Raw genomic sequence first — 23,117 nt, forward strand, 5'->3', positions numbered from 1 at the left:
CTTACTTTCTTCTTTTCTAGATTTTTCCTCCCACCCCTTTAAACTTCTCCACAAAAGCAGCTATCTTTTGAAATACGCTCTGCTTTTTTGTAAGGTACTGAGGGTTAAGAGGACTCATCTTAGGAAGGATTTCATTTAGCTCAGTTCCATTTTGACTTGCATATTCTTTTTTTAATGAGCTTAATATATATCTCTTTGCAGCTTCTTCATTGAGTTTTTCTGAGGCTATCAATTCTTCTGCCTCACGCTGCTGCTCTGCCTGGGCAAATGTAAAGAATTCATCTATGATGCTAGCCTTATCTTTGATTTTGTCTAGGTCTGTCTGATTTATAAAGTCAACTACTAGGCTTTCTTTTGCACGGTTTCCCACACTAGAACGAATGAGTCTACGCACATCCTCAACTAGGGCTTCCTTGTCCTTTGATTTCTTGTTGTGCTCAAATATAAGCTCTAGAATATAATCCAAATTGATTTCTTGGGATTTAAGTAAATCCACTTCAAATACAACATCATCCCAATCAATATTAGATTTTTCTTTTTCCTCTCCAGCTTTTTCTCTTCTTATCCAATCTCGAATATCATTGTAGCTAGAACGGTAATCTTGGATGGTTCTTTCGCTTGGAACTTCAATTTCTTTCATAGCCTTTATTTCTTCATCACTTAGGTAGTAAACCTCTTTGAATTTTTCTACTTCTTCTGGGTTCGTAATATCCAGTTCTTGAACTGCTTTTAGTCCAGTGAATTCATCATAATTTTGAAGAATGTTTTCAACTCTTAAATATTCACCAAATAGCTTAGCGAAATCTTTTTTATCCTTTTCCGTACTTATGTTGTCTATATCTGGGAATCTCTCTTTTAATTCTTTTACTACATCAAGATATCCTCTTCTAGCTTCTCCAGTTGTGATATCAACAAAACCATTCATATATTCAGTATAACTTTTTTCTAGAACAACATTTTTAGTGTTTTTGTCTCCAAATAATGTAATTGCATCTATAGTTGCTTGTTCTAAGTCTCTAAAGGTAATGATATTGCCAAAGGTTTTAGTAGAATCATATATACGGTTTGTCCTGGAATATGCTTGGATAAGTCCATGATACCTAAGATTTTTGTCCACAAATAAAGTGTTTAAAGTAGAGGCATCAAATCCTGTCAAAAACATCCCTACAACAATGAGTAAATCAATTTCTTTTTCCTTTACTCTTTTAGCTAGATCTCTATAGTAATTTTGAAACTCACTACTTTCCACAGTATAATTGGTCTTGAACATAGCATTGTAATCTTTAATGGCTAAACTCAGGAACTCTTTTGCACTAGAGTCCATAGCTGAGGGTTCAAAGGTTTCATCTAATATCTCCCCTATAGCACTTTGCTCCTCATTTGCTGCAAATGAAAATATAGTAGCTATTTTCAGAGGTTTTTCACTATCCTTTTGAAGATTATTTAGAGCTTCATAATATAGCTTGGCTGCATCTACGCTGCTAACTGCAAACATAGCATTAAATCCTTTTGCATTAGGAATTAACCTATGGGTTTTTGTTTTAAAGTTATTGAGGATGTACTGGGATATTTCTTTAATCCTTACAGGATGAAGAAGAGCTTCTTTATTTTCTGCAGCAGTAAGTTTCTTTTCATCTTGCTCAGATTCTATATCTTTGAACTTTGGGCGTACATCATTGTAGTCTACTTTGAATTTAAGTACCTTTTCATCCCTTATGGCATCAGTGATTACATAAGAATGTAGCTCCCTGCCAAATACTGTGGCTGTGGTTTCAGAGCCTAGAGCATTTTCAGGGAATATAGGAGTGCCTGTAAAGCCAAATTGATAGAACTTTTTAAACTTCTTATTTATATTTTTTTGAGCTTCACCAAATTGTGAGCGGTGAGCTTCATCAAAAATAAACACCACCTGCTTATCATATATAGCTAGGTCTGTTTCACTTTTCATTAGATTATTTAGCTTTTGAATAGTAGTAACAATAATCTTGTTATCATCCTTCCCTATATTTCGCTTTAGTCCTATTGTGTTTTCTGAGCCATTGACACTATCAGGAGAAAAACGCTGGTATTCCTTCATAGTCTGATAGTCTAAGTCCTTTCTATCTACCACAAAAAATACCTTGTCAATAAAGCTAAGCTCAGTAGCTAGTCTAGCAGCTTTAAAACTAGTAAGAGTCTTACCAGATCCTGTAGTATGCCAGATATATCCGCCACTTTCAGTAGTTCTCCACTTCTTGGCTTGATATGAGCTTTCTATCTTCCATAATATTCTCTCAGTAGCAGCTATCTGATATGGACGCATGATAAGAAGAATATCGCTAGTATCAAACACTGAGTATTTGAGTAATACACTTAGCAGAGTATTTTTCTGAAAAAATGTAGCAGTAAAATCCTTTAAATCCTTGATAAGAGTATTATCTGATTTTGCCCAGTTCATAGTAAAATCAAAGCTGTTCTTGTCACGCTTTGTAGTATTAGCAAAATATCTACTATCAGTACCATTAGAAATCACAAAAATCTGGATGTACTTGTATAAAGAGTTGTCTGAGTTAAAGCTCTCTTTACTGTATCTATGGACTTGATTAAAGGCTTCACGTATTGCAACCCCACGTTTTTTCAGCTCTACTTGTACAAGAGGTAGACCATTAACCAAGATAGTCACATCATATCTATTGGCATGAGAACCTTTTTGTTCAAATTGAGAAATAACCTGCACTTTATTTCTTGCAATATTCTTTTTATCTACTAGATAGATGTTTTGAATATGCCCATCATCAAACACAAAATCAAATATATAATTATCGTGAATCTTGCGAGTCTTGTCAATATGATTATCACTAGGCTTGTCTAAATACTGCTCACAAAATCTGACCCACTCAGCATCAGTAAACTTAACTTTATTAAGCTCTTCTAGCTGAATACGCACATTAGATAACATCTTTTCAGTTGTATTCATTCCCTGTACATATTCATAGCCTTGACTTTCTAAATCAGTAATAAATTCCCTCTCTAGATTGTATTCGCTCTGATAGGCTTCATTTACCTGAGGACACTTAGTATATTTATCTAAAACTATGAATTTTTTTGATTCTGCAATAGTTTTATACTCTGCCATGACTAGACCTCCTGTTTTGGAAAGCTAAGAAGCATATTTCTATAGTACTCGTATTGCTTTTGACGTAGCTCTATCTCACGAGGAAGACCCTCAGTGATTGATGATGTTAAGGCATCGAATTTATCTAGTATTGATACTATGCGTTCTTGTTCTGTTATGGATTTATCTTGATTATTCGGATAAGGTATTGGAATTTTAACCTGTCTAAGTACATTAGCATTAAATTGAGGTTGTCCTCCACCAGACACTAATTTATTGGCTTGATTCCAAAAAAAATCACTCTGGGAAAAATGCCAGTAATATTTAGGATTGATTATATTTTTATCAAAATCAAGTTTAATCAAAAATCCAGCAAAGATTGCGGGGTAATCTTCTTCAAATATCATGGTTTTCCCATATGTAGCTCCTGTTCTCGCCATTAATAAATCATTTTTTTTCAGAATAAATTTTTTGTTCTCATCTGAAATATCAACAAATTTGGAATCTGAAGATATAAGTTTGCCATTCATATTTATATCAGTAATTCTAATAAATCTAGCTGTTCCCGATTCTTGAGCTTTTGCAGCATATCCATAGACAAATTTACCAATTTCTCCTAGCTCTTTCCACTCAACTTCCACTTCTTCAAAACTAAGTAGCTTGTCACGGTAATAAGTATATTGCTTTTTACGAGCTGTAAGCTCTGCTGTAAGCTCTGCTGTAAGCTCTGCTGTAAGCTCTGTAAAGGTGTCTAAAATGCGGACGATTTCCTCTTGTACTTTTAGAGGGGGGATAGGAACAAGGAATTTATCAGTATCAGGTGTTGAAATTTGTGGCATTTGCATTCTACTACCTATATTTTGGAAATATTCTTCATTTATCTTTAAAAAATAGTATACGAATTTAATATTAATATTTTCATTTTTTGAATGATAAGACCACATTTCATTCTTATGAGAAAAAGGTTTATCATAATATTCAAATTCAATAACTCCGCGTGATTTCACTATTATAGATGGTTCGCGATTAACATCTTTTTCTGGTATATCTTCAAAATTAACAAATGCTATAGTTTTTCCACCTGCAAATATTTTTAGTGGAGCATTATCCTTGTGTATTTCTTTCATTTGACCAGCAGTTATTTTTGTACCTTTAGTTCGCACTAATACCTTCCCTAAGGGTTTCCACTCAACATCAATTCCATTAGGACAAAGTGCTTTTATTAATCCCTCAAGTTTACTCATTATTTCCACCGCCTTTTTTCAAAAGCCTTTTCACTTCTTTTTCAAAGTCTGAATTTATCTTTTGATTTTTGTTAAATTCATCATATTCAGCTTTTGCTTTTTTATCAGCAAGTATTTTTGAAATTTTTCCTTTATCCTTTAAAATATCATATTTTCTAAATGCTAAAAACTCGTTTATACTTGTTGCAAACTCTTTCATCGTAAAAGTGTTTTCACGCTCTATCAAATCTTCTATGTAATCAAAATAGCCTGTAACTGCACGTTCAAGCTGTCTTATCTGTTTTTCATTAAGATAATTTTTAGCAACTGTAACATCACTTTTTAAAATTCTGCCATCAGGTGAGTTTTTCCAAGTTGTGAGTCCCATGTTTTTTTTGGTTTTATCTGCTTGACTCTCAATAATTTCTGCTGCTGTTTTGCCTGTAATGGCATAGTGAAATTTATTTTGCACCATTGCATAAAATTCCTTTGTTAATTCGGCATTTTTGTCGTAATCAATGCTACACTCTGCAAAAATATCTGTAATTTGCAACCAAATTCTTCGCTCACTTGAACGAATAGAGCGAACACGTTCCAACAGTTCTTTAAAATAATCTTTACCAAAGGCTGTTTTGCCTTGTTTTAAGCGATCATCGTCCATTGCAAAGCCTTTTGTCATGTATTCTTTTAAAATCCCTGTTGCCCATATTCTGAAGTTGGTAGCTTTTCGTGAGTTAACACGATATCCAACGGATATAATTGCATCAAGGTTATAGAACTTCGTTGCCTTTGTTTGAGTTTTCCCCTCCATAGCACCATGTTCAGTGGTTATTTCCAAAATGGAAATAACCACTTTTTCTTCTAATTCGCGTTCTTCAAAGATATTTTTCAAATGCTTTGAAATCGCAGGGACACCAACTTCAAATAGCTCTGACATAGCTTTTTGTGTGAGCCAAATGGTTTCATCTTTTACTACAGCATTAACAGACACATCTTCTTCGGGTGTATTGTATATCAAAAATTGCAATTCGTTATTCATAATTTACACCTCAATTTCTGCAATAATTTCATCAATCTCAGTTCTTAGCTTGTCTATTTTTGCTACAGTAGTTTTTATTTCTTGATTTAGCTCATTTATATCTATTATTTCTCTTGTGTCTTTTGCTTCTACATATGAGCTTACTGATAGGTTGTAGTCATTATCTACTATAGCTTCATAATCTACGCATTTTGCAACATGAGGGATATCTTCTTTAGTGTCAAATATCTTCATTATTTCTTCTATATGTTTTTCTGTTAGGACGTTGTTATTGGTTTCTTTTTTGTAGAAATCTGCTCCACTTGCATCTATAAATTGGGTTTTGTTATCTGTTTTATGTTTTGATAGGACTAGGATATTGACAGCTATAGAGGTTCCAAAGAAAAGATTTGGAGCTAGTGATATTACTGTCTCTACAAAGTTTTTGTCTATTAGGTATTTTCTTATTTTTTGCTCTGCTCCACCACGATAGAAGATTCCAGGAAAGCATACTATAGCGGCTCTACCTTTACTTGATAGGTAGCTCAGTGAGTGAAGTACAAAGGCAAAGTCTGCTTTTGATTTTGGAGCTAGTACTCCTGCAGGTGCAAATCTATCATCATTTATAAGGGTAGGGTCATCACTACCTATCCAGTTTACTGAATAAGGTGGATTAGACACTATTGCATCAAAAGGCTTATCCTCTGCATAATGAGGGTCTAATAGAGTGTTTCCAAGTGCTATATGAAATTTATCGTAGTTTATGTTATGTAAGAACATATTCATTCGAGCAAGGTTATATGTAGTATGATTTATTTCTTGACCGTAAAATCCATCTTCTATTATATGCTCATCAAATTGCTTCTTTGCTTGTAACAAGAGTGACCCAGAACCAGCCGCTGGATCATATATTTTGTTGATTGATGATTGGCCATGAATTGCTAATTTTGCTATAAGGTTTGACACGCTCTGAGGGGTAAAGAACTCTCCACCAGACTTTCCTGCATTTGCAGCATAGTTGGATATTAGAAATTCGTAAGCATCACCAAATAGGTCTATTTGACTTTCTTGAAATTCCCCAAAGTTTAGCCCTGCGACTCCTTTGATTACTGCTGCTAGGCGAGTGTTTTTATCTTTTACTGTATTTCCTAGTCTATTGCTAGTAGTGTCAAAATCTGCAAACAATCCTTTGATATCCATTTCAGAAGGATATCCATTAGCCGAGCTTTCAATAGCTGAAAATATAGATGCTAGGTCTGTGTTTAGGCTTTCATTTGTGTTGGCAGTTTTTGCAATATTTTCAAATAGTTGGCTTGGGTATATAAAATAACCTTTTGTCTTGATTGCATCATCTTTTATTTCATGAGTTATGATATCATCTGGAAGCTCTGCGTATTTTATAGTCTCGTCCCCTGCTTCTATATAGGCAGAGAAGTTTTCACTTATAAATCTATAAAATAATGTTCCAAGAACATATTGCTTGAAATCCCATCCGTCTACTGAGCCTCTTACATCATTTGCTATCTTCCATATTTGAGATTGTAATTCTGCTCTTTGTGCTGCACTTGTCATGTTTATTCCTCCAGTTAGTTTACTTAATTTTAGAATTGCTCCATCAATAGAAAATCTCTGATATTCATATGCTTTATTCCATTTCTCCCTCTATCAATTTCGTCCATAGTAATAACATATTTAGGATAGTTGTCTGGAATAGATTCAAGTACAGAAAACTCTCTCTCCATAGTTTCATCTGATGCAAGCAGATATGACACCTGTACATAAATTCTTGAATTTCCTTCTTCTGCTACAAAATCTACTTCATTATTAAGATTTTTTCCTATTCTGACATCATATCCTCTACTCAACAATTCCATATATACAATATTTTCTAGTGTTTGATTAATATCTCTCATATTGTTGCCATAGACTGCTTCTCTGATACCATGGTCTGCTATATATATTTTTTCCTGAAATTGCAGTATTTTTTTTCCTAACAAATCTTCTCTTTGCACCAAATGTAAAAAACAAGCAGTTTTACAGTATTCTATATAATTATATATAGTTTCTGTTGAAACGCTACGAAGCTCGCTTTTTAGATATTTTGAAATATTAGATGCCGAAAATGTATTCCCTATGTTGGCTATAAAGAATTGAATCATTCTTTTTAGTAGCTCTATATCTCTTACTTTATTGCGTGTAGCGATGTCTTTTAATATGATAGAGTCATAAATATCATTCAAATACTGCATAGCACTTCTATCATCAATAGGAAACTGATAAAGAAATGGCATTCCCCCTCTAACTAGGTATATTTGAAATATCTCTTGTTTATTTTTTGTTGGAAATAAATCCAATATCTCTATATATGAAAAAGGATAAATTTTTATTTCTACATAACGTCCAGCTAGGTATGTTGCAAGCTCCCCAGATAATAATTTTGCATTCGAGCCTGTGATATAGATGTCTGTATCAAAATCTATCATTACCGCATTAATTAATGTTTCCCAATCTTCAATTTCTTGTATCTCATCAAAAAAAAGATATACTTTTTGGTTGGATTTTTCTACAAATCTTTTTACATGCTCATAAATTCCATCAACTGTATTTTCAAATTGATTCTTTTTGCTCTCTAGATTTATTGACATGAAATATTTTTTATCCATCCCGTGATTTATTAATTCATTCTGGATAAGTTCAAGCATAACTGACTTTCCTGAGCGACGAATACCTGTTAATACCTTGATTATAGGTTGATTAATAAATGGACGAATTTTCGACATATATTTTTCTCTTAAAATCATTTCTATCACACCCTTTAAGTTACTTCATATTTATAGTTTTATACATTTATAACGAAAAGTCAAGAGATTTTCATGATTAATTTTCGTTGTATCGAAATCTTTTAACAATTATTGTATTTGTTATATGAATAATTCAGCTTTTTAGATATAAAAAAACCTAGAGTCTTTTAAACATTTAAATTTACATATGTTTAAAAATCTAGGTTTTTTATTTGGATGTTTTATTTGGATGTTTTATTTGGATGTTTTTTTTGGATGCTTTTATTCCTCTTCTTTTATTATTGACCTTACTTCTCCAATAAGATAAAGTGAGCCTGCATATACTATCGCTTCTTTTTCTCCCTTTATTTTACTTGCAATCTCTATAGCTTCGTTTATATTGTTTGTAGCTACTGCACTTTTGTTATGAGCTTTGATTTTTTCACAAAGAAGCTCTGCTGTAAGAGCTCTATCGCTGTTTGGGGTGGTAGCAATCACCTCATCAACCACAGGAAGTAGGATTGAAAGAACCTTATCTACGTCCTTGTCTTTTAGCATTCCAAATACTAGTGTAACCTTATAATCATGAAGGTATTTAGAAATTGAATCCGCAAGTACAGCTGCCCCCTCTTCATTATGAGCTCCATCTATTATTGTTATAGGGTTTTTCTTTAAAAGCTCAAGTCTTCCTCCCCATTTTGTCTTTTTAAGACCATTTATGATGTGCTCATCACTTATGTCAGCAAGGTTTTTGTCAGAAAGAAGCTTTAATGTAGTAGCTGCTGTAAGGGCATTTTTACTTTGATGATCTCCAATAAGCCCAATAGTCAGATCTTTAAACTCCTGTCCAAGAACATTCATATCCATTTCTTGTCCATAAAGAGATGCTCCCTTTACTTTTACATCTCTTGTATTTATTTCATATACTTCAACATCTTTTTCTTCTGCAACTTTAAGAACTACTTCTCTAGCTTCATCTTTTTGAGGATAAAGGACAAGAGGAGAACTTGATTTAATGATTCCAGCCTTTTCGTATGCTATACCAGATAGCTTGTCTCCAAGCTGGTCTACATGGTCTATGCTTATCGATGTGATTACTGTCATTACAGGCTCATCTATGACGTTTGTGGCATCATGCCTTCCACCAAGACCTACCTCTAGGACAAGGTAATCCACCTTTTCCATATCAAAATATAAAAAGCCTATAGCTGTTGTAACTTCAAACTCTGTAGGGTGAGGCATCCCTTCTTTTACCATCTCATCTACTTTTTCTTTAACTATAGTAGTTAGCTCTGCCAGTTTGTCGTTTGGAATATTTTTTCCATTTATTCTCATTCTTTCATTAAAAACTTCAAGAAATGGAGATGTATAAAGACCTACCTTATAACCTGCTTCTATAAGAGTAGTAGATAAAAACGAACAGGTAGAACCTTTTCCATTGGTCCCTGCAACGTGTATCACCTTTATATTATTTTGAGGATTGCCAAGTTTGTTTAATAGATATAGTATATTTTCTGTTCCTTTTTTCATACCTAACTTGTATGTGGAAGTGATGTATTGCAAAGCCTCTTGATAGTTCATTATTAGGACTTCCCCCTCTAAATTATTTGATTTATCATCATTATATATTGGAAATTTAATATTTCCAAGTTATTTTTTTTGAAAAAAATAGGAACCTTGAATTTAGGTCCCTATTACATCTATAAACTTTTTATAGCTTGCTTTTTACAAAATCTAAACGCTCAATCACAGCGCGATACATATCTTCAAATTTGCTTTGTTTCCCTTTTTCTTCATCAATCAGGCTTTGAGGAGCTTTTTTGATAAAGCCTTCATTTGAAAGCTTTCCAGCAACTCTTTTGATTTCCCCTTCAAGCTTAGCCTTTTCTTTTTCGAGTCTCTCAAGCTCTTTAGCAAAGTCTACAAGCTCATCCATAGGCATAAATAGCTTTGCCCCTTCTATAACTGCGCTCATAGCATCTTCAGGTATTTCTTTTTCATCACCTATATAAGAAACACTTGATGCTGATGCTAGATTGATAAAATAATCATGTCCTTTTTCAAGGGCTGTTTTTGACGTTCCTTCTGAAAGTACAATAAGCTTAGCCTTCTTAGAAGGAGGTACATTCATCTCAGCCCTAACATTTCTAATATTTCTTATGGCATTTACAATGATTTGCATATCATCTTCTTCCGATTTGAAATTATCTTCATCTTTATAAACTGGCCAGTCAGATACTATTATAGCCTTATCTTCTCCAATATATGACCAGATTTCTTCTGTGATAAATGGCATAAATGGATGAAGAAGCTTGAGTATTTTTTTCAGTACATAAAGTAGGGTATACATTGCTGCTTTTTTGGTATTTTCATCATCAGAAAACAATCTTGCCTTTACAAGCTCTATATACCAGTCACAAAACTCAGACCATGCAAAGTCATAAACCTTTCCAACAGCTATTCCAAGCTCAAATTTCTCCATATTGTCAGTCATTTCATTTGATAGGGTATTTACTCTAGATATTATCCACTTGTCTGAAAGCTCTAGATAAGGCTCTACATCTTCTCTAACAAATGATTTATTTTCCATGTTTTCAAGATGCATAAATATGAATCTTGATGCATTCCATATCTTGTTTGCAAAGTTTCTTGATGATTCAACCTTCTCCATATGGAATCTCATATCATTTCCTGGAGAGTTTCCTGTTGCAAGTGTAAACCTAAGAGCATCTGCTCCGTAAGTATCTATGATTTCAAGTGGGTCTATCCCGTTTCCAAGGGATTTACTCATCTTTCGTCCTTCTGAATCCCTTACAAGTCCATGGATGAATACATGCTTAAACGGTACCTCATCCATTATAAATAGTGATGAAAACACCATTCTTATTACCCAGAAGAATATTATGTCATATCCTGTAACAAGAGTACTTGTAGGGTAGAAGTGGTTTATCTCTCTTGTCATCTTAGGCCATCCAAGGGTAGAAAACGGCCATAGAGCTGAAGAAAACCATGTATCAAGTACATCTTCATCTTGTCTTAAATCAAAGCTCTTACACTTAATACACTGATTTGGTTTTTCCCTTGATACCATTATCTCATCACAGTCTTGACAGTAATAAGCAGGTATTCTATGCCCCCACCAAAGTTGCCTTGATATACACCAGTCTCTGATGTTTTCAAGCCAGTTCATATAGGTCTTATCAAATCTATCTGGTACTAGCTCTAAATCTTTATTTTCAAGGGCATCTATGGCTGGTTTTGCAAGGTCTTTCATTTTTACAAACCACTGCTTTGAAACAAGTGGCTCAACAACGTTGTTACATCTATAGCAGTGACCAACATTGTGAGTATGCTCTTTTACCTTTACAAGCTGCCCCATATCATCAAGGTCTTTTACTATTGCCTTTCTGCACTCAAATCTTGTCATACCTTCATATTTACCAGCTTTTTCGTTCATAGTACCATCTTCATTCATCACGATAAGCTGAGGAAGGTTATGTCTTTGACCTACTTCAAAGTCATTAGGGTCATGAGCAGGTGTTATCTTTACAGCTCCTGTACCAAACTCCATATCTACATAGTCATCCTCTATCACAGGGATTTCTCTGTTTAATATAGGAAGTATAAGAATCTTTCCTATAAGATGCTTGTATCTTTCATCTTCTTTGTTTACAGCAACTGCAGTATCTCCAAGGATAGTCTCAGGTCTTGTAGTTGCTATCTCTATGGTCTCATCAGAGTCCTTTACCTTATATATTACATGGTAAAAATTACCAGCAACCTCATCATGCTCAACCTCGGCATCTGATAAAGAGGTTTTACAGTCTACGCACCAGTTGATGATTCTATTTCCTCTATATATATGTCCCTGCTCATAAAGCTTTATAAAAAACTCTGTAACAGCCTCGTTACATCCTTCATCCATTGTGAATCTTTCTCTTTCCCAGTCGCAGGAATCTCCGAGCTTTTTCATCTGCTCTACTATCCTGCCTCCAAATTCTTCTTTCCAAGCCCATGCACGCTTTAAAAACTCTTCTCTGCCTAGTTCTTCCTTTGTAAGACCTTCCTTCTCTTTTACCCTCTCTACAACCTTTACCTCTGTAGCTATGCTGGCGTGGTCTGTTCCTGGCTGCCATAAAGTGTTGTAGCCCTGCATCCTCTTCCATCTTATAAGAATATCCTGAAGAGTATGATCAAGAGCATGGCCCATATGAAGCTGCCCTGTAATATTTGGTGGTGGAAGCACTATAGAGTAAGGCTCCCTTGATGGGTCTATTTTAGCCTTAAAGTAGCCACTATCTTCCCACATCTTGTATATTCTGTCTTCAAACTCTTTTGGATCATAATTCTTTGGAATATTTGACATATTTTCCTCCTTGTAAAAAAACATATAAAAAGCCCCTCATCCTGTATAAGGACGAAGGGACTTGTTCGCGGTACCACCTTAATTCTGCAAAAATTGCAGCTCTCGATATCTTTAACGCAGATACTACGTCTCTCCTACTCTATTCAGAGAGATGACTCCAAAGCTACATCCAGTATATCCAGCCACAGGATCTTCCAGCCGATGAATCCTGCTCTCTATTGCCTTTCATAAAGGACCTCTTTTTCTCAGTCGTTATTATTACTTTGAAATATATTATATAAATAATTGACTTTTTAGTCAATTGTATTTGAAAAAAAAGGATAGCACGAGGTCTATCCTATGGAAGGGCGTAAATTTAATTTATTTCTACTCTTTCACCTTTGCTGATGTAAACTATTTTCTCACATACATTTGTAAGGTGATCTGCTATTCTTTCAAGGTATCTTCCAATAAAAAGAAGCTTTGCTCCCTGGGTTATGTTATCCCTGTTTTCATGTATCTTCAGAAGTACTTCATTGTATATATCTTTATATATTTCATCAATTATTTCATCTTCTTCTCCAACCTTCATTGCAAGATAAGGATTCTCTTCCTCAAAGCTTTTTTTAGTATTTTCTATCATTACAAGTATTATATCTCTCATCTTTGGTATATCTCTAAGTTCTTTCATAAGAGGCTCTTTCCCAATAGCTATAACCTCTCTAGCGATATTTACGCAATAATCTCCCATTCGCTCAAGATCTGTAACCATCTTTATAAGGGAAAAAAGTATCCTAAGATCTTTTGCTGCAGGTTGCTGAAGGGCTATAAGCTCTATACATTTCTCTTCTACATAATCCATAAGACTATCTATTTCATCATCAAGCCTAAATACATTTCTTGCTCCATCAAGATCTTGTTCCTGTAAACACCTTATTGCTTCAACAAGTATATTTGATGTCATATCCATCATTCTAAGTACATCACTTGAAAGAGATTTTATATCATTATCAAAATTTTCCCTAATCATAACTTCCTCCTAGCCGAATCTTCCGGTTACATAATCTTCAGTTCTTTGGTCCCTTGGGGCTGTAAATATTTTACTTGTATCGTCAAATTCTATCATTTCCCCCATTAGGAAAAATGCCGTCTTATCAGATATTCTAGCCGCTTGCTGCATTGAGTGGGTTACTATAACTATTGTGTAATTTTCTTTAAGGGTTTCAATTAGATCCTCTATTTTTGATGTTGCAATAGGGTCAAGTGCTGATGTAGGCTCATCCATAAGTATTACTTCCGGCCTCATAGCAAGAGCTCTTGCTATGCAAAGTCTTTGCTGTTGTCCTCCTGAAAGTCCAAGGGCGGATTTATGAAGCCTGTCTTTTGCTTCATCCCAAAGAGCCGCTTCCTTTAAGCTTCTCTCCACTATTTCATCTAGCTGCTTCTTTTCTTTTATTCCATATCTTCTAGGCCCATAAACCACATTTTCATATATTGACTTAGGAAAGGGATTGGGCTTTTGAAAAACCATACCCACTCTTCTTCTTAGGGCAACCACATCAACATCACTTCTGTATATATCTTGATCTTCAAGATGAAGATATCCCTCTGTCTTTACTCCATCTATAAGGTCATTCATCCTATTTAAAGTTCTTAAAAATGTTGATTTTCCACATCCTGATGGTCCAATTAAGGCTGTTACTTTTTTTTCTTCTATATTCAAATTTATATTTTTAAGGGCCTGAAAATCTCCATAATAAAGATTCAAATCCTTTACAGATATCTTTGACATTATTTCACTCCTTAAATGTTATTAAAAACATTATGCTAGTTTTTAGCTTTCTGGTTATAATATATTTTTAAAATCTAAAGGTTAGATAATTTTCTAAATTTAAATCTTACAATATTGGCAATGGCAAAGAATATTGATACTATACCAAGAAGTACTAGCGCTGTACCATACTTCACCTCTTCAGGCATGTTTGGTACCTGAGTTGATATTATATAAAGGTGATATGGAAGTGCCATAGCTTGGTCAAATAAGGATTTAGGTAATCTTGGAAGAAAGAATGCCGCCACTGTAAGTAATATAGGCGCAGTCTCTCCTGCCGCCCTTCCTATGCCAAGTATTGCACCAGTTAAAATCCCAGGCATAGCATGTGGAAGCACTACTTTATAAATTGTCTGCCATTTTGTGGCTCCAAGGGCAAGGGATGCTTCCCTATAGCTTCTTGGAACACTTTTTAAAGCCTCTTCTGATGAGGTTATAGTGATTGGAAGTATAAGACAACCAAGTGTAAGGGCTCCTGCAAGTATAGAAGAACCAAAACCTAGAAATAATACAAATAGCCCTAGACCGAAAAGTCCGTATACTACAGATGGAACTCCAGCAAGATTTAGTATTGATAATCTTATAAATCTATATAATCTTCCGTGCTTAGCGTATTCTGTAAGATATATTGCAGACCCTATCCCAAGGGGAAGGGCAAATGCTATTGTTCCAATAACTAGATATAATGTTCCTACTATGGCAGGAAATATTCCTCCCTCAGTCATTCCTTTTCTAGGCATTTCAGTAAGAAATCCCCAGTTTATTGCGCCTATACCTTTTACAAATATAAACCCTATTATAAGAAGAGTAGGAACTACTACGATAAGCATCAAAACAGTTAGTACTGCAAAAGCCATCTTTTCTTGTCTTTGCTTATTCATATTACATCCCCTCTCTCTTTGCCTTTGTAAGCACTCTATCTGCAATGAGATTTATAACCGTAGTCATGGAAAGAAGGACTATACCTACTGCAAAAAGTGCATGATAGTGGGTACCATTTCTTACTGTATCTCCCATCTCAGCAGCTATTGTAGCAGTCATTGTTCTTCCTGACATCAAAAATGATGTTGGAATCTGAGCAGCATTTCCTGTAACCATCATAACCGTCATAGTCTCTCCAATTGCTCTACCTATTCCTAGCATTACAGCCGCTATTATCCCAGATGATGCAGCAGGAACCAGTACATTTTTTATTGTCTCCCACTTAGTTGCTCCAAGGGCTAGTGATGCCTCTTTATATTCCTTTGGAAGTGCTGAGATTGCATCATCAGATATACTTATTATAGTTGGCATTGCCATTAATGATACAAGTATAGAGCCTGTAAGCACTGTGAATCCTGATGAAAGAGAAAATGCAATTCTAACCCAATTTGAAAGCACGATTATACCTAAAAACCCAAGAACAACTGATGGAATTGCAGATAAAAACTCTATTATTATCTTTAGATAGATTTTAACTTTTGGATTTGCCACCTCTGATATATATATAGCACATCCTATCCCTATAGGAACCGAAATGATTATCGCTCCAAGGGTTACCATTACTGACCCTGCTACTATAGGAAGTATTCCGTATTGTGGATTTGCAGAAACTGGAAACCAGTATCTGCCAAAGAAGAATTCAGCTGGGGATACGTCATTAAATACCTTAACTCCATACTGAAAAAGAAATATAAATATAAGAGCTACCACAACTACTGCCGTTACTCCAAGTACCTTTATTATATTTTCAATAAAAAATTCTCCAAGTCTATGCTTTACACCTTTTTTGAGACTTTTTCTATGTACAATTTTAGTGCTTTCCTGATTTTGTAGATTCATAGCTAACTCCTTCATAACAAACGTCCTTTCTTTATTTATGAAGCTTAAACTTAAAGTGGATAAAAACATTTGCTTTTTCCCTTTATATATTTGTTAGGAATTTCACCCTATCCTCTTCTTTGAAAATCCCTTCCTTACATATTTCTCAAAGAAGAGGATAGTCCTTAGACTATCCTCGTTTTTATTTGTATAACAAGGCTTTATGTTTGGTTGACAATTTTTAAAATCAACTTACTTAACTGGAATAAATCCTATATCTTCTACTATAAACTGCCCTTCAGCTCCCATTACGAAATCCATAAATTCTTTAACAGCTCCCTGAGGCTCTCCACTTGTGTATAAGAAAAGTGGTCTTGCTACTGGATAGTCCCCAGCCTTAACTGTCTCCAGTGATGGTGAAACTGCTGGAGCTCCAGCTTCCTTAGATACAGCTATATCCTTTATTTCATCTGAAAGATATGCAAGTCCTATATATCCAATTCCGTTTACATCTTGCTTTATTGCTTCTACTATTGCTTGAGTTGAAGGCATAAGATTAGAACTTGTTGCATATTCTTCATCCTTTAGTACAAACTCTTTAAAGAACTGATAAGTACCTGAGTTTGATTCTCTTGAATAAAGTGTTATAGGAGCATCATTTCCACCAAATTCACTCCAGTTTGTCTTAGCTCCTGTAAATATATCCATTAAATCTTGCATTGTAAGTTCCCCTACTGGATTCTCATTGCTAACAACTACCGCAATACCATCTCTTCCAGTTATAAACTCTACAACCTCTACTCCATTTGCCTTTGCATCTTCAATCTCTTGATCTTTTATAGCTCTTGAAGACATCGCTATGTCTATAGTTCCGTTGATCATAGCTGCTATTCCTGTTCCAGATCCTCCACCTGTAACTGCAAGCTGAGCTTCTTCATATTTATCCATAAATTCTTCAGCCCATCTTTGTCCAAGGTTTACCATTGTGTCAGAACCTCTTATTTGAATCATTCTGCTAAAGTCAATATCATTCCCAGTAGATTCTTCTGAAGCTTCTGTTGCCGCAGGTGCTGGTGCCTCATTAGTTGTACATCCAACTGCTGCAAAACCCATAGTCATTAAAAGAGCTAACATTAAAGCAAATTTTTTCATTTTTTTAATCACCTTTCTGTTATAAGTATTTTTTTATAATTATCTTTGGTGCCTTACACAAATGATTATACTAAGGAGTACATATAACTTGGTTAAGGGAGTGTTAACTAGAAGTTAATTAATTGTTAAGTTGATGTTATGACTTTGTTAAGTGTGGTTCTAATGTGAATTTGTTAGATAAAGTAAGAAGCTCCTTTGAAACTCCTTTAAGCTCCATTGCTGTTTTATTTATCTCATCCATTATATTTTCTTGAATCTCATTTCCATTTGCTATTTCCCTAGCACCTTCTAGTATATAATTGATTACTTCCTCTATTTTTTCTACACAAAGATTAACTTCTTCTATTGATTTTATTTGTTCCCTTACTGCAAGACTGTTTTGTGATGTAATATTTGATACAGCATCCACAGATTTCGTTATTTTAACGAAACTATCCTTTACATTTTCAGATGAAGACTTTCCTTTCTCTGATTGATTCTTAGTGTATTCTATTTTTTCTTGTACACTTTTTATCCTATCTAGTATTTGATTTACAATATCTTCTATCTCTCCTGTTATTTCATCACTCTCAGCTGATAGTTTCCTAACTTCCTCTGCCACAACAGAAAATCCTCTTCCGTGTTCTCCAGCTCTTGCCGCTTCTATAGATGCATTAAGAGCAAGTAGATTAGTATCTTTTGATATTTTCTTTATACTATCCACAAATTTATTGATTTTTTTTGAGTCTCTTACAAGGTTATATATATCGTTTTTTGTTTCAAGAACAGCGTTATCTATATCTTCAATACTAAAAATAGCTCTTTCAATAGCATCTACCCCTAAACCTATAGATTCTTGGGTAAGTTTTCCCTCATCTTTTGCTATATTACTCATTTCCTCTACTTTTTGTGACTTATCATTCACGACTTCAATAGTATTTCTTATGGAATCCACTGCATTCTTGCTCTCTTTTGCACTATATAAAAATTGATGTGCTGTTTCTGTAATCTCCTTCGTCTTATAGCTTCCTTTACTACTTGTCTCTATCATGATATTTCCAGAAAAATCTAATGTCTGGGATGTCTCTTTAAGCTCCTTTATAACCTTTTTTTGCATATAAACCATTTCATTAATGCTATCAGAAAGATCTTGGAATTCATCCTTAGATTCTATGTGAGATTTCACAGAAAAATCTCCCTCTGATATTTTCTGCATTATTTTAACCATATCTTTTAGATGTTTTGTAAATTGACTTTTAACTAAAAAACTTGATGCGATTATCACTAGTATTATACTTACTAGAATTATAAAAAAAGTATTGAACCTTATCTCTCTTGCTACTCCTAAATACTCTTTTTCAGGAAGATTAAATATTATTATCCAGTCTGTTGATGGCACGCTCTGATAAAAATAACTCCACTTTTCACCTTCTAAAACAATATTTCCGTTTCCCTTAGTCTCATCTGACAAAAGATTTAAAACTTCACTGCTTATATAGTCATTTGATTCCTCTAAGAGTAATGCAGTCTGAGGATGACTTATATATTTATCTTCTTTATTTATTATGTAGCCAAAACCCGTATCTCCAATTTCCGTATTTTTAATGACTTTATCAAAATTTCCGAAATCCAGTGTTATTGCTATTGCTCCTATGACTCCACCTGTGGATGTAACTACAGGATATGCCATAGATACAGTTGGTACCTTTACACCTGTTTGGCTAAGCTGGGAGAGGTATATGTCACTTATTACAAAGCTTTTTTTCTCCATTGCTGATGACGCAAACTCAAGATCACTAGCACCTAGGCTATATCCCGTCCTTCCAAGACTGTCAGCCACTATTTCACCATCAAGTGCCACAATAAAAACACTTTCATAATATCCCATTGAATCTACATATATCTTTCTTAGAAGCTGATTTGTCTCGTTTACTGTTTCTGAATTTTGATTTTCTCCTAAAGAATTATATTCCATAAGAATATCTGTAAAATAATTATTGGACGAGAGATTCTTAAGGAGAAACTCCGTATCTTTAAGTGTAGTTCTTGTGTTTGTCACTATCCCATCAAGTAATATATTGAATTTGTCTATTTCCCTCTCCCTTAGTTCATTAAAGGTAACATTATAAGAATAAATCCCTAGTATTGATGTCGGAAGTACTGAAAGTACTAAAAATATCGCCATGAGTTTTGCTGCAATTTTGATACGCATAACTTCCCCCTTATGTCATTTTTAAAGGCATATGATTTCCGCCTAAAGATAATATAAGACATAAGAACTATTTTAATTTTAAGGTTTTGTTATTTTTGTGTTAATTTAATGTTAAGAAGCTAAAAAATGCACCAAAAAAGCAAGACTCTGCACCTACATGGGCTAGCCTTGCTTTTGATTTTATTATCCTATTATTTTTTTGTTTTGCTATCACAGCTTTTACAAACTCCTGATAGCTCAAATTTATGGTCTTTTATTTGATATCCCTCTATATTTGAACGAAGATGCTCAAAAGGACAATAGTCAATTTCTTTTTTATCTCCGCAAAGCTCACAGACTATATAGTGCACGTGGTCGTTTTCTCTATGAAGTCTATAGAGCCTTTTCCCTTCTTCATATATATATTCAAGAAGCTCTAGCTCAACTAGAGATTCAAGATTTCTATATATTGTAGATATATCTGCTTTCGTATCCAGTTTCTTATATAGCTCATTTGCATCTATAAATTTTTCTTCTCCTACGAATATATCTATTATTTCAGTCTTTATTCTTGTCATTCTTTGACCTTCACTTTTTAACCTTTTGAGTATTTCCTCTTTACTTAACATCTAATCACCCTACCGATTTTTAACTTTTAGATATATTAAACTACATACTTATTTTTTTATTGTTTTGAAAAATATACTTATCATAAGGATAAAAACACTTATAAGAACTATTGAACCACCTGATGGCAAATCAAAATAAAATGAAGACGTAATTCCTCCATATACTGATACCATTGCTATTATTATCCCATAAATTATTGTCTCTTTAAAGCTTTTTGAAATCTGCATAGCAGCCGCAACTGGAATTATCATCATTGAGGATATAAGTAGTACTCCAACGATTCTCATAGATATGACTACTGTGAATGCAATTAGAAAAATAAATATCTTTCCTATTAAATCAACCTCTATCCCCATTGCCCTTGCACTCTCTTCATCAAAAGACATATGAAAAAGTTTATAGTAGTACTTCCATATAAACAGAAGAATAACTAGTGAAAGGACTATCATTAAATATATATCACTAGTAGTTATGGCACTGACGCTTCCAAAGAGGTAAGAAAGAAAATTTCCTCTTATGTTTCGTGAAAAGCCCATAAGTACAGATGCAAGAGCTATACCTGTAGACATAATTACAGCTAAAGATATTTCTTCATACTCCTTGTATTTTTCTCTCAAAAAAAATATAAACCATGATCCTATAAGGGTGATTCCTAAAGCCCCATATACCGGCTCAGTGCCAAGAAGGACAGCGAGTACGACTCCTGAAAGTGCAACATGAGATAAGCTGTCTCCTATAAGGGACATTCTTCTAACTACTACAAAGGTTCCCATAAGAGGAGCAATAAGTGCTACAAGCATGCCTCCAAGCAGGGCCCTTTGCATAAAAGTATAACTAAGCATAACTCCTCCTACTAATGGGTTACAAACCCCATATTCTTTCCATAGATTTTTTTAAGGGATGTTTCTATATCTGAGATTTCATTTTTTTCATGTATATGAAATGTATTCTCTCCTATACATATTACTCTGTTTGAGTAGGTAGTAACTGCTGAAATATCATGACTTACCATAAATAAGGTGACTCCTTCTTTGTTTAATCTTCCCATGGTTTCGTAAAAATAATCTTGGGATTTTTGGTCTATTCCAACTGTAGGTTCATCTAAAAATATAACCTCAGGGTTTGATGCTATGGCTTTTGCTATAAAGGCTTTTTGCTGCTGCCCTCCAGAGAGATCTCCAATTCTTTTGTGTCTTATATTTTCTATGCCTATTTCATTAAGGGCTCTACCCATCATTTCATTTGCATCTTTTTTATTGTATCCAATAGAAAGGAGGCTTCCTTTTATGACTTCTTCTACTGTGGCTGGAAATCCCATATTAAATGAATTGGATTTTTGTGATATGTAGGCAAGCTTAGTTCTTTCCTTTAGATTTTCTACGTCTTTATCAAATAGTTTGATTGTTCCTGAATCTTTTTTTATAAGTCCAAGGCATAGTTTTAAAAGAGTAGTTTTTCCAGAGCCATTTGGACCTACAACTCCAAAATAATCTCCTTTAAAAAGGTCAAATGAAACATTTTTTATCACGCTGTGTTTCCCATATCTAAAACTTAAATCCCTTACCTGCATTAAAATTTCTTTCATACTTTAATCCTCTCTTACTATAAAATTGCAAGTTGATTGCATTAACATTTACATTATACCCTAAATTTTAAATTTGTAATGCAAAAAGATGGAAACCCTTATAAGGATTTCCATCTTTTTCTTAGGTATAATTCTAATATTTCAAACTATAGTGTAGGTATTATACTGCTGTCTTTTCGACTACATTGTCACTATAAAACATTGCTTCGTCAAATTCATTTTCACTCTTAGAAACAACCAGTGTACAGACAGCATCTCCAGTAACGTTTACTGCTGTTCTAGCCATATCAAGTATTCTATCAATACCCATTATAAGAGCTATCCCTTCAACTGGAAGTCCAACAGATGTAAGAACCATAGAAAGTGTGATTAGACCAACTCCTGGAACCCCAGCAGTACCTATTGATGCAAGTGTAGCAGTAAGAATAACTGTTAAAAACGCAGGAAGTGTAAGAGGAATACCATAAACCTGAGATACGAATACAACTGCAACTCCTTGCATTATTGCTGTACCATCCATGTTTATAGTTGCTCCAAGAGGTATAGTAAAGGAAGCTACCGATTTTGATACTCCCATTCTCTCTTCCATTGTCTCTATATTTACAGGTATAGTAGCATTTGATGAAGCTGTAGAAAATGCTACGTTCATTACTGGTGCAAAGTTCTTGAAGAATCTTATTGGATTTAGCTTTGCAAACACTCCAAGCATTACCATATAAGTCACTGCCCCTTGAACAAGAAGTCCTAAAAGAACTGCTGACATGTATTTGAGCAGAGGCACGAATGCATCCCAGCCTGTGGTTGCAAATGTAGAAGCTATAAGGCAGAACACTCCAATTGGAGCAAATTTCATTATAAGCATAGTCATTTGCATCATTATTTCATTTAGTGAAAGTATTACATCTGTCATTGGCTTTACTTTTTCTCCAAGTATAGCAATAACAATTCCCACAAATATAGCAAAGAATATAATTTGAAGCATATTCCCTGAAGCAAGAGCATTTACTGGATTTGTAGGAATAATGCCTAGAAGGACAGAAACTAGACCAGCGTTTTCCCCAATTGTAGGCTCAGCTGTTGCTACTTGAGAAAGATCAAGTCCTATACCTGGGTTTATGATTTCTGCGATAAGTAATGCTATTGTTATTGCAATAGCTGTAGTTACCATATAAAAGCTAACTGTTTTAATTCCTATTCTTCCTAATTTTTTCACATCTCCTATTGCAGCAGACCCTGATACAAGAGAAGCAAACACAAGAGGTACTACAAGCATCTGTATAGTTTGTACGAACCCTCTACCAAATAACCTAAGTACTCCGTTTATAAGAACATCATCTCTAAATGTTCCTGCCGGCACAACATAATGAAGAATAATTCCAAAAATAGCACCTAATATAAGTCCAATAAAAATTTTGGTCGTGAGGCCCATTTTTCTCAATTTGACCACTCCTTTTTTCAATTTTTTTTACTAAAGTAGGTTATCATAATT

General features: G+C 34.2%; 17 protein-coding genes and 1 other annotated feature. All 17 genes read right to left on the reverse strand.

The window, feature by feature from the left end:
- Positions 1-16 precede the first annotated feature (16 nt).
- Positions 17-3,115, reverse strand: coding sequence for a type I restriction endonuclease subunit R (locus J2Z35_RS01600; protein ID WP_209658683.1), 3,099 nt, complete (start codon positions 3,113-3,115; stop codon positions 17-19).
- A gap of 2 nt (positions 3,116-3,117) precedes the next feature.
- On the reverse strand, positions 3,118-4,338 hold the full coding sequence (locus tag J2Z35_RS01605) for a restriction endonuclease subunit S (protein ID WP_209658685.1): 1,221 nt from the start codon (positions 4,336-4,338) through the stop codon (positions 3,118-3,120).
- Positions 4,331-5,356 (reverse strand): virulence RhuM family protein, encoded by a 1,026-nt coding sequence (locus J2Z35_RS01610; RefSeq protein ID WP_209658687.1) that lies wholly within the window; start codon positions 5,354-5,356, stop codon positions 4,331-4,333. Before J2Z35_RS01610 ends, J2Z35_RS01605 begins: the two co-directional genes overlap by 8 nt.
- 3 nt (positions 5,357-5,359) lie before the next feature.
- Positions 5,360-6,907: a type I restriction-modification system subunit M gene (locus J2Z35_RS01615; protein WP_209658689.1), complete on the reverse strand. Its 1,548-nt coding sequence runs from the start codon at positions 6,905-6,907 to the stop codon at positions 5,360-5,362.
- 29 nt (positions 6,908-6,936) lie between these two features.
- On the reverse strand, positions 6,937-8,136 hold the full coding sequence (locus J2Z35_RS01620; RefSeq protein WP_209658690.1) for an ATP-binding protein: 1,200 nt from the start codon (positions 8,134-8,136) through the stop codon (positions 6,937-6,939).
- Between the two features lie 261 nt (positions 8,137-8,397).
- A complete protein-coding gene (locus J2Z35_RS01625) occupies positions 8,398-9,696 on the reverse strand; it encodes a bifunctional folylpolyglutamate synthase/dihydrofolate synthase (protein WP_209658692.1) in 1,299 nt (432 codons plus the stop codon).
- Between the two features lie 130 nt (positions 9,697-9,826).
- Positions 9,827-12,481 (reverse strand): valine--tRNA ligase, encoded by a 2,655-nt coding sequence (locus tag J2Z35_RS01630; RefSeq protein WP_209658694.1) that lies wholly within the window; start codon positions 12,479-12,481, stop codon positions 9,827-9,829.
- 44 nt (positions 12,482-12,525) lie between these two features.
- Positions 12,526-12,737, reverse strand: a binding site (T-box leader).
- Positions 12,738-12,836: 99 nt separating this feature from the next.
- Positions 12,837-13,490 (reverse strand): phosphate signaling complex protein PhoU, encoded by a 654-nt coding sequence (gene phoU, locus J2Z35_RS01635; protein ID WP_209658696.1) that lies wholly within the window; start codon positions 13,488-13,490, stop codon positions 12,837-12,839.
- Between the two features lie 9 nt (positions 13,491-13,499).
- Positions 13,500-14,252, reverse strand: a complete 753-nt coding sequence (gene pstB, locus J2Z35_RS01640; protein ID WP_209658698.1) for a phosphate ABC transporter ATP-binding protein PstB — start codon at positions 14,250-14,252, stop codon at positions 13,500-13,502.
- Between the two features lie 74 nt (positions 14,253-14,326).
- Positions 14,327-15,172 (reverse strand): phosphate ABC transporter permease PstA, encoded by an 846-nt coding sequence (gene pstA, locus J2Z35_RS01645; RefSeq protein ID WP_209658700.1) that lies wholly within the window; start codon positions 15,170-15,172, stop codon positions 14,327-14,329.
- A 1-nt stretch (position 15,173) separates the two neighbouring features.
- Entirely contained in the window at positions 15,174-16,112 is a 939-nt protein-coding gene (gene pstC / locus J2Z35_RS01650) for a phosphate ABC transporter permease subunit PstC (protein ID WP_209658702.1), read from the reverse strand.
- Positions 16,113-16,343: 231 nt separating this feature from the next.
- Positions 16,344-17,243 (reverse strand): PstS family phosphate ABC transporter substrate-binding protein, encoded by a 900-nt coding sequence (locus J2Z35_RS01655; protein ID WP_209658704.1) that lies wholly within the window; start codon positions 17,241-17,243, stop codon positions 16,344-16,346.
- Between the two features lie 136 nt (positions 17,244-17,379).
- Positions 17,380-19,434 (reverse strand): methyl-accepting chemotaxis protein, encoded by a 2,055-nt coding sequence (locus J2Z35_RS01660; protein ID WP_209658705.1) that lies wholly within the window; start codon positions 19,432-19,434, stop codon positions 17,380-17,382.
- A 191-nt stretch (positions 19,435-19,625) separates the two neighbouring features.
- Positions 19,626-20,042: a Fur family transcriptional regulator gene (locus J2Z35_RS01665; RefSeq protein WP_209658706.1), complete on the reverse strand. Its 417-nt coding sequence runs from the start codon at positions 20,040-20,042 to the stop codon at positions 19,626-19,628.
- Positions 20,043-20,090: 48 nt separating this feature from the next.
- Positions 20,091-20,885, reverse strand: a complete 795-nt coding sequence (locus J2Z35_RS01670) for a metal ABC transporter permease (RefSeq protein WP_209658708.1) — start codon at positions 20,883-20,885, stop codon at positions 20,091-20,093.
- An 11-nt stretch (positions 20,886-20,896) separates the two neighbouring features.
- Positions 20,897-21,628, reverse strand: coding sequence for a metal ABC transporter ATP-binding protein (locus J2Z35_RS01675; protein ID WP_209658710.1), 732 nt, complete (start codon positions 21,626-21,628; stop codon positions 20,897-20,899).
- A 160-nt stretch (positions 21,629-21,788) separates the two neighbouring features.
- Complete coding sequence (locus tag J2Z35_RS01680) at positions 21,789-23,057, reverse strand: dicarboxylate/amino acid:cation symporter (protein WP_209658829.1); 1,269 nt, start codon at positions 23,055-23,057, stop codon at positions 21,789-21,791.
- Between the last annotated feature and the right edge of the window lie 60 nt (positions 23,058-23,117).

The organism is Acetoanaerobium pronyense (assembly GCF_017874355.1).
GTDB classification, from domain to species: Bacteria; Bacillota; Clostridia; order Peptostreptococcales; family Filifactoraceae; genus Acetoanaerobium; species Acetoanaerobium pronyense.

Bases quoted from the DNA above. Each gene is read 5' to 3' on its own strand.
- pstC (WP_209658702.1), bottom strand. From the start codon at position 16,112: ATGAATCTACAAAATCAGGAAAGCACTAAAATTGTACATAGAAAAAGT.
- J2Z35_RS01670 (WP_209658708.1), bottom strand. From the start codon at position 20,885: ATGCTTAGTTATACTTTTATGCAAAGGGCCCTGCTTGGAGGCATGCTT.
- J2Z35_RS01630 (WP_209658694.1), bottom strand. From the start codon at position 12,481: ATGTCAAATATTCCAAAGAATTATGATCCAAAAGAGTTTGAAGACAGA.
- pstB (WP_209658698.1), bottom strand. From the start codon at position 14,252: ATGTCAAAGATATCTGTAAAGGATTTGAATCTTTATTATGGAGATTTT.
- J2Z35_RS01625 (WP_209658692.1), bottom strand. From the start codon at position 9,696: ATGAACTATCAAGAGGCTTTGCAATACATCACTTCCACATACAAGTTA.
- J2Z35_RS01610 (WP_209658687.1), bottom strand. From the start codon at position 5,356: ATGAATAACGAATTGCAATTTTTGATATACAATACACCCGAAGAAGAT.
- J2Z35_RS01620 (WP_209658690.1), bottom strand. From the start codon at position 8,136: ATGATTTTAAGAGAAAAATATATGTCGAAAATTCGTCCATTTATTAAT.
- J2Z35_RS01665 (WP_209658706.1), bottom strand. From the start codon at position 20,042: ATGTTAAGTAAAGAGGAAATACTCAAAAGGTTAAAAAGTGAAGGTCAA.
- J2Z35_RS01660 (WP_209658705.1), bottom strand. From the start codon at position 19,434: ATGCGTATCAAAATTGCAGCAAAACTCATGGCGATATTTTTAGTACTT.
- J2Z35_RS01680 (WP_209658829.1), bottom strand. From the start codon at position 23,057: ATGGGCCTCACGACCAAAATTTTTATTGGACTTATATTAGGTGCTATT.
- J2Z35_RS01655 (WP_209658704.1), bottom strand. From the start codon at position 17,243: ATGAAAAAATTTGCTTTAATGTTAGCTCTTTTAATGACTATGGGTTTT.
- J2Z35_RS01600 (WP_209658683.1), bottom strand. From the start codon at position 3,115: ATGGCAGAGTATAAAACTATTGCAGAATCAAAAAAATTCATAGTTTTA.
- J2Z35_RS01615 (WP_209658689.1), bottom strand. From the start codon at position 6,907: ATGACAAGTGCAGCACAAAGAGCAGAATTACAATCTCAAATATGGAAG.
- J2Z35_RS01605 (WP_209658685.1), bottom strand. From the start codon at position 4,338: ATGAGTAAACTTGAGGGATTAATAAAAGCACTTTGTCCTAATGGAATT.
- phoU (WP_209658696.1), bottom strand. From the start codon at position 13,490: ATGATTAGGGAAAATTTTGATAATGATATAAAATCTCTTTCAAGTGAT.
- pstA (WP_209658700.1), bottom strand. From the start codon at position 15,172: ATGAATAAGCAAAGACAAGAAAAGATGGCTTTTGCAGTACTAACTGTT.
- J2Z35_RS01675 (WP_209658710.1), bottom strand. From the start codon at position 21,628: ATGAAAGAAATTTTAATGCAGGTAAGGGATTTAAGTTTTAGATATGGG.